Below are 8,782 nucleotides of genomic sequence, written 5' to 3' on the forward strand. Positions count from 1 at the left end.
TGATTAGTTTTCACACTCTAAATTAGCTACTGTACAAGAAGTTTTACAAGCTGATTGGCATGAGTTAGCGCACTCTTTGCAACCTGGCTTCTTTAAACTTTCTTTGATATTAGATTTGTTGATTGTTTTAATGTGTTTCATCTCTATTCCCTCCCTATGTCTTACTAAATTTATAAATTTACTCCTAACATTCCTGACAGTGAACCTGCCGCTAGTGCAAGGATTAATCTAACTATGTCTTTTGTACCAAGTGATAGATCTTTACCAAAACATAAAGATACTATATATAATATTAACATATAAAATAGTCCTACTAATAATCCTACAAGCCAACCTTTGTTTCCCATTTTTAATGTAGCATATATTGAACCGTAAACAACGCTTGCAAGGGTAGCTACTACTAAAAATACCGAAGTAACAGCATCGCTAGCTGGAAAATATGAGGTTACCAGTGAATATACCAGAACGCATATTATAGTTAAAATCGATGCTCTAAGCACCCCAAAACCAATAGCTGAATAATTAAATTTTTTATACATTTTATAAACCCCCTTATATTAATAAATATGTTTCTACAAGGGGATTTATGATGATTATTCCTTGATTTCTACTGGCTGGTTAACTGATTCAGTAACTGAAGCTATACCAAGTTTACTCATTTCAATTCTCGCTCTGTCCGGACCACTTTCTAAAATAACATAATCCTCTTGGATGTTTATTATCTTCCCTCTGATTCCGCCTTTAGTCATGATTTTATCATTTACTGATAAAGAATTAATCATATCATTATATTGCTTTTTTCTTTTCTTTTCTGGCATGAAAATCATAAGATAAAATAATACGAATACAAGTATCATTGGAACAAACGCCATTAAGTTTTGCATAATATCACTCCTTTCACTATTAATCAAACTCGTTCTCTTATTCCTTCGAATGAGTAAGTTCTATTTGCTAAATCAAAGATTTAGAATATCACTTATGTATATATTCTTTAAAATAGATACCTAATTTTTTTGATTCCACTCTGAAAGTTTTTGTTCTTTAAATTCTTCAAAGTAGTCTCCATCAATTGCATTTCTTATATCTTCCATAAGCTTATTATAGAAGTATAAATTATGAAGGACACATAGCCTCATTGCAAGCATTTCTTTTGCTTTAAATAAATGTCTTATATAGGCTCTTGAGTAATTACTACATGTAGGACAATCGCACCCCTCATCTATAGGACTTTTATCAAGTTCGAATTTTGCATTCATAATGTTTATTTTACCATACTTAGTAAACACATGTCCATGCCTTCCATTTCTGGCTGGTAAAACACAGTCAAAGAAGTCTACCCCTCTTGAAACTGCTTCTAATATATTTGTAGGAGTTCCTACACCCATAAGGTAAATTGGTTTATCCTGTGGAAGATGTGGTACTACCGCATCTATTGTTTTATACATTTCTTCATGAGTTTCACCTACTGCTAATCCTCCAATAGCATATCCATCAAGATCCATCTTAGTAATAGTTTTAGCATGCTCTATTCTAATATCCTCATAAACTCCACCTTGGTTTATTCCAAACAACATTTGTTTCTGGTTAATTGTATTTGGATCCGCATTTAGTTTATCCATCTCAACTTTACATCTTTCAAGCCATCTAGTAGTTCTAGCTACTGATTTTTCTACATAATCTCTGGTTGATGGGTTTGGAATACATTCATCAAAAGCCATAGCTATAGTTGATGCTAGGTTACTTTGAATTCTCATACTTTCTTCTGGTCCCATAAATATCTTTCTACCATCAATATGTGAACTAAAGTAAACTCCCTCTTCTTTTATCTTTCTCATACTTGCTAAAGAAAATACCTGAAATCCACCAGAATCTGTTAGAATTGGTCTATCCCAATTCATAAATTCATGAATACCACCCATTTTATTAACAACTTCATCACTTGGTCTTAAATGAAGATGATATGTATTAGATAATTCTACTTGGCATCCAATTTCTTTTAAATCCATTGATGATACTGCACCCTTTATAGCCGCTAAAGTACCAACATTCATAAATACTGGTGTCTGTATCGTTCCATGAGGAGTTGTAAACTCTCCACGTCTAACTTTTCCACTCTTTTTTAATAATTTATACACGTATTCATCGTCCTTCCTTGTTAATGAATAAAGCGAAACCCTCTATTATTAAAGACAACATATAGATTGCTAAACTTTAATAGTCTGCTTCACTCACTTCATCTCTTTAGTATTGACTATATTCTCTATTGTATAAACATAGCATCTCCAAAACTAAAGAATCTATATTCCTTGTCTACTGCAACCTTATAAGCATTCATTACTATATCTCTAGTTGAAAATGCACTTATTAACATGATCAGAGTAGATTCTGGTAGATGAAAATTAGTTATTATTGCATCTACTATTTTAAATTTATATCCTGGATATATAAATATACTTGTATATCCAGATTGCTCTTTAACCTCGCCATTTTCAGTAGCAATACTTTCTAATGTTCTGTTTGATGTAGTTCCTACCGCTATAACTCTATTACCATTCTTCTTAGCTGCATTTATAATTTCTGCATTTTTACCATCTAAAATGTAGTACTCAGAATGCATTTCATGATCCTGTATATCTTCTGCCTTAACAGGTCTAAATGTTCCTAGTCCTACATGAAGAGTTACAAAGGCTATCTTTATTCCTTTTGCCTTTATTTCTTCTAATAATTCTTTAGTAAAATGTAACCCTGCTGTTGGAGCTGCTGCAGACCCAACTTCTCTAGAATATACAGTTTGATAACGCTCACGGTCTTCTAACTTTTCTTCTATGTATGGTGGTAACGGCATTTCTCCTAAAGAGTCTAACACCTCTTCAAAAATTCCTTCATAGTAGAATTTTATTTTTCTATTTCCATTTTCTAAAACTTCTACTATTTCCCCTCTTAATTCTCCATTTCCAAAGACAAAGGTTGCGCCAACCTTTCCTCTCTTTCCTGGCTTAACTAGAGTTTCCCATATGTCATCATCATATCTTCTCAGTAGTAAAAACTCCATTTTACCACCAGATCCTTCTTTAGCTCCATAAAGCCTAGCAGGCATAACTCTTGTATCATTTAATACAACACAATCCCCTGGATTTAAATATTCTATTATATTTCTAAACACCCTATGTTCTATATCCCCGGTTTCTTTATTTAAAACCATAAGCTTGGATTCATCTCTTTTTTCTAAAGGATGTTGTGCTATTAATTCTTTTGGTAAGTCAAAATAAAAATCCTTTACTTTCAAAACCTACACCCTTTCTCTATTTCAATATAAATTTTCACCTTATAACATATGTTCCGGAATAACTCTTCCCAAATGATTATAAGCTTTCTTAGCTGCCATTCGTCCCCTTGGTGTTCTAATAATAAACCCTCTTTGTATTAAATAAGGTTCGTAAACATCCTCTATGGTATTTACCTCTTCCCCTATAAAATAAGAAAGAGTTTCAACCCCTACAGGTCCACCACCAAAGTTATCTATTATAGCTTCTAATATTTTGTTATCTAATCTATCAAAGCCTTCACAATCAACTTCTAAAAGTTCTGCTGCCTGCTCTACCATAACCCCATCAATAATCTCCACTCCCTTAACCATGGAGTAGTCCCTAACCCTTTTAAGTAGCCTATTAGCTATTCTTGGGGTTCCACGGGATCTCATACCAAGACTTTGAGCTCCTTCTTTATCAATATTAACTCCTAGAATTTCTGAAGATCTTAAAATAATCTCCTTTAACTCATCATTGGTGTAATATTCCATAGAACATAATACTCCAAATCTATCTCTAAGTGGAGCTGTTAAAAGTCCAACTCTAGTGGTTGCTCCTATTAATGTAAATTTCGGAAGGTCAAGTCTTATAGACTTTGCCGAAGCTCCCTTACCTATAATGATATCTAATGCATAATCTTCCATAGCTGGATATAGTATCTCCTCTACAGACCTATTCAGCCTATGAATCTCGTCAATAAATAATACATCATTAGTATTAAGATTAGTAAGTAATGCAGCTAAATCCCCAGCTCTTTCTATAGCAGGTCCTGATGTAACCTTTAAATTTCCACCCATTTCCTTAGCCACAATATTTGCAAGAGTTGTCTTTCCAAGTCCTGGTGGACCATATAAAAGCACATGATCCAAAGCTTCATTTCTCATTTTTGCAGCCTTTAAAAATATATCTAGCTTTCCTTTTACCTTCTCCTGCCCTATATACTCCTTAAGTCGTTGGGGTCTCAAGGAATATTCTACTTCAATATCTTCCTCTACAATATTAGATGTGATGAATCTATCTTCCATAATACCCCTCCATTAAACTTTCTCTATCCCATTAATACCTTTAAACAGTATTTAATAATCTCTTCTACGCTCTTGGTTCTATCAACTTTTTCCATAGCCTTTTCAGCCTCTTTATCAGAATATCCTAAAGCAATAAGTGCTCCTACTGCTTCTGATAACTTCTCATTATGTATATCTCCTGGATTCTCTACGCCCATTATTGGTATAGATTCTCCCACAGTTATCTTATCTTTAAGTTCCAAGATAATTCTTTGAGCTGTCTTCTTTCCGATTCCTGGAGCCTTAGTAATTAACTTTTCATCGTCGGTAATTATAGCATACTTTAATGTTGAAACACTAGATATAGACATTAAAGATAGTGCCGCCTTCGGACCCACTCCATTTGTTGAAATAAGAAGATTAAACATAGCTCTCTCCTCTTTAGTCAAAAATCCATATAATCCAATGAAATCTTCTCTTACAATTTGATGAGTGAAAATTTGTACTGGCTCATCCTTAACTGGCATATTGGAAATAGTGCTTCCTGAAGTAAAAATTTTATATCCAATATTTCCACACTCAACAACTATATATTCCTTCTCTATTGACTTAAAAATACCTTTTATATATTCATGCATTATTTTATCACCTATCTTAATAACTATTTTGTCTTTTATAATTAACATATTTATTAAAGTTAAGTCATAAAAACACTTACTAGTCTTTCAATGATTTATCTCATAATAAAGTTATAACCTAAATTAAACTTACCCTTTACTTAAACTTTCTATTTAAGCTTAAATATAGTAAGTCAACTAATTATCCTATAATCTTAACTATAATATACTTTACCACCTATAATGTAACAATTCAATAAAAAGTATTTTAAACTTCTTTTAATGAATTTAAGGAGTTGGTAATATGGTAAAATTAACAGAGAATATAATCTAGTAAAACTCCTTGAATTCCTATATCTTAGTGACTATTCTAATCTTAAAGAATACAAAAGCTTATGTAGAGATTTAAAAGACTTTTACTTCAGCCGAAGATATGCTTCTGATGATTATGAACTTTTAGATAAAGAAGAATATAATGTCTATCTTAAAAACTTCTTTGAACTCTTGAATAAACTTATGGAAATAAGAACTACTTTATAAAAGCAAAGCTTATAGAATTTTCTATGAGCTTTACTTTTATGTTATATATTATTTATTTCTTAATCATATTAGTTTTCCTTACAACAACTAAAAAGATTATTACTCCAAAAATCGCTGCTGAAATTCCATTACTCATTTTATCACCCCTAAAATACTCATCATTTTTTACCCCCTTTTAAGTTCAATATATAATTTAATTTTTCAATTTATCTATACTATCCCCCACAAGCTTACTCCATGTGTCATAACACCTTGAATCTAATTAGTTATTTCTTCATGAACTACGGTGTTTCCTTCTAATATTTTAACTATTTATACATGTAAAAAAGTGATAGAAACTCAATAACTTGAATCACTATCACTTATAAAAGCTATTTATTTTTTATTCTGTTCATATTTTTTAGCGGCTATAACCATTGCACCTAAAACAACAAATAATAATATTAATCCCACCATAGCACATATAAGATTATCCATATAAATACCTATAGTACCAATTATCAAAGGTATTGCAAGTAAAAATACACCAATTGAAAGCACGTAATTTTTCACAAATATTCCATATAATATTACAGCTGAAAACCCTAATAATACTAAATACATTACCATAACTTGTCCGCTATCTCCATATTTAGAGTATACGGTTCTACTTAGCCATATCGCAAATAACCCACTTAGCGCCCCGAACTTCCCAGATTGAAAAAAGTTTTTTTTCATATATATCACCTCTTATAAATATAATCCTTAAATTGGTTTGCACCCCAATCTATTAGTATTCCAGCACCAACTGTCGCACCAAAGGCTATGCCTCCTACAACTAGTGCTGGTGCTGCAGCACCTATTGCTGTAGCCGCTGCACCAATTCCTATACCAGCTCCTACACCAACCCCAGCAGATGCTATATCAATTAATACACCTGCATATTCTCCTTTATCATAAGTATAAGCCATAGTTTTATTAAGCTCTCCATTGTCTTCTCTTACAACTTGTCCTAAACTATCGTAATAGTATTTTATTACCTTACCATTATCTATAGTTTGAATTCTTCCTAAGTCATCATAGGTATATTTTATTTCACTGGTATCATAAATGTTATATTTATACGATTGTTACTACTATTAGACTAAATATTTCATATTTATTTTGTTACGTCTAAAAAGAAACGTCAACGGGTATAAAAACCTGTTGACATTTTACTATTAGCTTCAATCAGACAATGAATTACTTTCAAGTTCTTAAGATGAAAATCATGGAATCCATATTCTCTCATGTATATTTTAAGAAACGCTTTTGGAAGTCTTTGTTTAACTTTTTCAAATATACTTGCATATTCTTTATTGTTCTTTTCCCACTGTACTTTAGTTTCCTCAAATTCTTCTTTGATATTGCTATTGTATCCTCTCCAGAGTTCTGACTTAAAGTACTTCATGTTTATTTCCTCTCTTTCCTTATGGAATTGCTAATTTTCCTGGTATTGTCCACCAAAGTGGTGGTGTTAAAGAAGGAATGACTCTAACTACTCGATAAGCAAGGTATGAACCTCCAACAACTACAGTTCCAGTTGCCACTTTCTTTACATTTGCTTCTTTACATTTTATAAACCACTTTCTTATTTTCATAGAATTTTAAAGACTATCTTTCCACCATAGGTATCATATATATTCATACTCTACATAGATACTATAAATTACTATTTTTAGTATCTATGTTAATAATTTTCAACATAAAAAACTACTAAAAGGCATGAACTTTGCGCATACAATTTAGTAGTTTTCACCAATTAATGTATAAATACTATTAAATTTTGAATATCTAAATACTAGAGTTATCTAATTCTATACTATAAATTAAATGTCTTGAAATACAGTAATATATAATGATTCATCATCTTCAATTATGTCTACGATTATATTCATATCAGGGAATCTTTCATTAAAACTTAGAGTCCAAAATTTTTTTAATATATTTCCTAGTGCTTGTATTTGTTCATTTATATTTGTATCCTCAAAATCTGTATTTATATGAAAAAAATCTTTAATTTCATATGAATTTATAGCCTTTTCTAAAGTTTTTTTGTCATTACACATAACTTTCCATTGCTCGTACCTTTCGATTGAAAAGCCATCCTTCATAAAAATACAGTTATCAATTTCAATTATTTCAGGATAGAAAAACTTAGCAAATCCCAGTGCAACTTGAATATCTGACTTCATATTTACATAATTCCACCATGAAAAATTTTTAGGATTAGCATTCTTCCATATAATATATTCCTCAATTATTTTATCTTCAAATAATTCCACCTTTTCACCTCTTATCCCATTTTATTATTTCCTCAGCTGTAGCTGGTCTTACACTATACCCATTTTGAAATCTTTCACCCGTTTTGGGATTTACATTAAATTTAGGCTCCTTAACGTTAGAACGTGGTATTGGTCCATGCTCTTTACCTTTTACAGTGTCTGCTAACGCTCCACTACCTCCAATAGAAGCGGCACCAAAACCACCTCCGCCACCATATTCATTTGACATACAATGTGCAAACCCTAATGGATCTTTAAAAACTACAGGATTATTAGCACAATATGCAAACATATTATGGGATAACATCCCTTGCCCTGTAGATACCAACCCATCCGAATTTAAAAACCTTCCAATCTCAGGATTATAATATCTTGATTGTAAATAGTAATATCCAGTCTCATTATCGTATCTATATCCTCTATATCTATACGGATTCTTTTCTCCTAATACTTTATCTCCTGTTATATCTACTAACTTACCCCAAGTGTCATAAGTGACACTCTAAATCTCTGATTTAGTCAGTGGAACTTACTCCACCAAATGAATATGAGGCGGAGTTTCCTATTTGAACTGAGTGAAAAGGAGTAACAACTTGATTACAATCGGAATCTAATATTCCTATAATGTCACTTTGAGCATTTCTAATGTAGAAATATTCTTCAGTGTCATTTAGTCTAAATCCTACAAGACCACTATCTCCATAGTTATATAAAATTTTATCTGATGGCTAGTATCCCTAAGCTTCACTAAGGGTTACTACGCCCCTAGATAACGATTTCTAACCTTCTGTGAGAAAAAAACACTCTCACACAAGCTAAGAATTCTGTTAATCTCCTGTACTTCCATTAGTTATTTCTTCATGAACTACGGTGTTTCCTTCTAATGTGTATTTAAGTGACACTCTAAATCTCTGATTTAGTTAGTTGAACTTACTCATTTGAATGTATATGAAAAGGAGTTTCCATATATATCCTATTAACTGTTTTTTCTGTTCTTATTCCATCAATGT

At 31.7% G+C, this 8,782-nt stretch carries 13 protein-coding genes and 1 pseudogene; all 14 read right to left on the minus strand.

Going from position 1 to position 8,782, the window contains the following annotated elements; translation table 11 throughout:
• Positions 1–3: 3 nt before the first annotated feature.
• Entirely contained in the window at positions 4–141 is a 138-nt protein-coding gene (gene scfA, locus RSD37_RS06635; RefSeq protein WP_035134469.1) for a six-cysteine ranthipeptide SCIFF, read from the minus strand.
• A gap of 29 nt (positions 142–170) precedes the next feature.
• The gene (locus tag RSD37_RS06640) at positions 171–539 is read right to left on the minus strand and encodes a TIGR04086 family membrane protein (RefSeq protein ID WP_346945928.1); all 369 of its coding nucleotides are present in this window, start codon (positions 537–539) and stop codon (positions 171–173) included.
• Between the two features lie 54 nt (positions 540–593).
• Complete coding sequence (yajC, locus tag RSD37_RS06645) at positions 594–884, minus strand: preprotein translocase subunit YajC (RefSeq protein WP_346945929.1); 291 nt, start codon at positions 882–884, stop codon at positions 594–596.
• A 120-nt stretch (positions 885–1,004) separates the two neighbouring features.
• On the minus strand, positions 1,005–2,135 hold the full coding sequence (tgt, locus tag RSD37_RS06650) for a tRNA guanosine(34) transglycosylase Tgt (RefSeq protein ID WP_346945930.1): 1,131 nt from the start codon (positions 2,133–2,135) through the stop codon (positions 1,005–1,007).
• Between the two features lie 125 nt (positions 2,136–2,260).
• A complete protein-coding gene (gene queA / locus RSD37_RS06655; protein ID WP_346945931.1) occupies positions 2,261–3,286 on the minus strand; it encodes a tRNA preQ1(34) S-adenosylmethionine ribosyltransferase-isomerase QueA in 1,026 nt (341 codons plus the stop codon).
• A gap of 39 nt (positions 3,287–3,325) precedes the next feature.
• Positions 3,326–4,333: a Holliday junction branch migration DNA helicase RuvB gene (gene ruvB, locus RSD37_RS06660; RefSeq protein WP_346945932.1), complete on the minus strand. Its 1,008-nt coding sequence runs from the start codon at positions 4,331–4,333 to the stop codon at positions 3,326–3,328.
• Between the two features lie 23 nt (positions 4,334–4,356).
• Positions 4,357–4,950: a Holliday junction branch migration protein RuvA gene (ruvA, locus tag RSD37_RS06665; RefSeq protein ID WP_346945933.1), complete on the minus strand. Its 594-nt coding sequence runs from the start codon at positions 4,948–4,950 to the stop codon at positions 4,357–4,359.
• Between the two features lie 894 nt (positions 4,951–5,844).
• The gene (locus RSD37_RS06670) at positions 5,845–6,186 is read right to left on the minus strand and encodes a hypothetical protein (protein ID WP_346945934.1); all 342 of its coding nucleotides are present in this window, start codon (positions 6,184–6,186) and stop codon (positions 5,845–5,847) included.
• Positions 6,187–6,191: 5 nt separating this feature from the next.
• Positions 6,192–6,419 carry a hypothetical protein gene (locus RSD37_RS06675; protein WP_346945935.1) on the minus strand — a complete coding sequence of 76 codons (228 nt, stop codon included), beginning with the start codon at positions 6,417–6,419 and terminating at the stop codon, positions 6,192–6,194.
• Between the two features lie 215 nt (positions 6,420–6,634).
• Positions 6,635–6,898 carry a hypothetical protein gene (locus tag RSD37_RS06680; protein WP_346945936.1) on the minus strand — a complete coding sequence of 88 codons (264 nt, stop codon included), beginning with the start codon at positions 6,896–6,898 and terminating at the stop codon, positions 6,635–6,637.
• Between the two features lie 19 nt (positions 6,899–6,917).
• Positions 6,918–7,088, minus strand: coding sequence for a hypothetical protein (locus RSD37_RS06685; RefSeq protein ID WP_346945937.1), 171 nt, complete (start codon positions 7,086–7,088; stop codon positions 6,918–6,920).
• 228 nt (positions 7,089–7,316) lie between these two features.
• Entirely contained in the window at positions 7,317–7,772 is a 456-nt protein-coding gene (locus tag RSD37_RS06690; RefSeq protein ID WP_346945938.1) for a hypothetical protein, read from the minus strand.
• 4 nt (positions 7,773–7,776) lie between these two features.
• Positions 7,777–8,064: a hypothetical protein gene (locus tag RSD37_RS06695; RefSeq protein ID WP_346945939.1), complete on the minus strand. Its 288-nt coding sequence runs from the start codon at positions 8,062–8,064 to the stop codon at positions 7,777–7,779.
• A 9-nt stretch (positions 8,065–8,073) separates the two neighbouring features.
• Positions 8,074–8,238: pseudogene (locus RSD37_RS06700) on the minus strand (RHS repeat-associated core domain-containing protein); the annotation flags it as partial.
• Positions 8,239–8,782 lie beyond the last annotated feature (544 nt).

Origin of the sequence: Clostridium sp. (assembly GCF_036646415.1) — a bacterium.
In the GTDB taxonomy this organism is placed as follows: Bacteria; Bacillota; Clostridia; order Clostridiales; family Clostridiaceae; genus Clostridium_J.

Bases quoted from the DNA above. Each gene is read 5' to 3' on its own strand.
- scfA (WP_035134469.1), bottom strand. From the start codon at position 141: ATGAAACACATTAAAACAATCAACAAATCTAATATCAAAGAAAGTTTA.
- RSD37_RS06640 (WP_346945928.1), bottom strand. From the start codon at position 539: ATGTATAAAAAATTTAATTATTCAGCTATTGGTTTTGGGGTGCTTAGA.
- yajC (WP_346945929.1), bottom strand. From the start codon at position 884: ATGCAAAACTTAATGGCGTTTGTTCCAATGATACTTGTATTCGTATTA.
- ruvB (WP_346945932.1), bottom strand. From the start codon at position 4,333: ATGGAAGATAGATTCATCACATCTAATATTGTAGAGGAAGATATTGAA.
- ruvA (WP_346945933.1), bottom strand. From the start codon at position 4,950: ATGCATGAATATATAAAAGGTATTTTTAAGTCAATAGAGAAGGAATAT.
- RSD37_RS06670 (WP_346945934.1), bottom strand. From the start codon at position 6,186: ATGAAAAAAAACTTTTTTCAATCTGGGAAGTTCGGGGCGCTAAGTGGG.
- RSD37_RS06675 (WP_346945935.1), bottom strand. From the start codon at position 6,419: ATGGCTTATACTTATGATAAAGGAGAATATGCAGGTGTATTAATTGAT.
- RSD37_RS06680 (WP_346945936.1), bottom strand. From the start codon at position 6,898: ATGAAGTACTTTAAGTCAGAACTCTGGAGAGGATACAATAGCAATATC.
- RSD37_RS06685 (WP_346945937.1), bottom strand. From the start codon at position 7,088: ATGAAAATAAGAAAGTGGTTTATAAAATGTAAAGAAGCAAATGTAAAG.
- RSD37_RS06695 (WP_346945939.1), bottom strand. From the start codon at position 8,064: ATGTTTGCATATTGTGCTAATAATCCTGTAGTTTTTAAAGATCCATTA.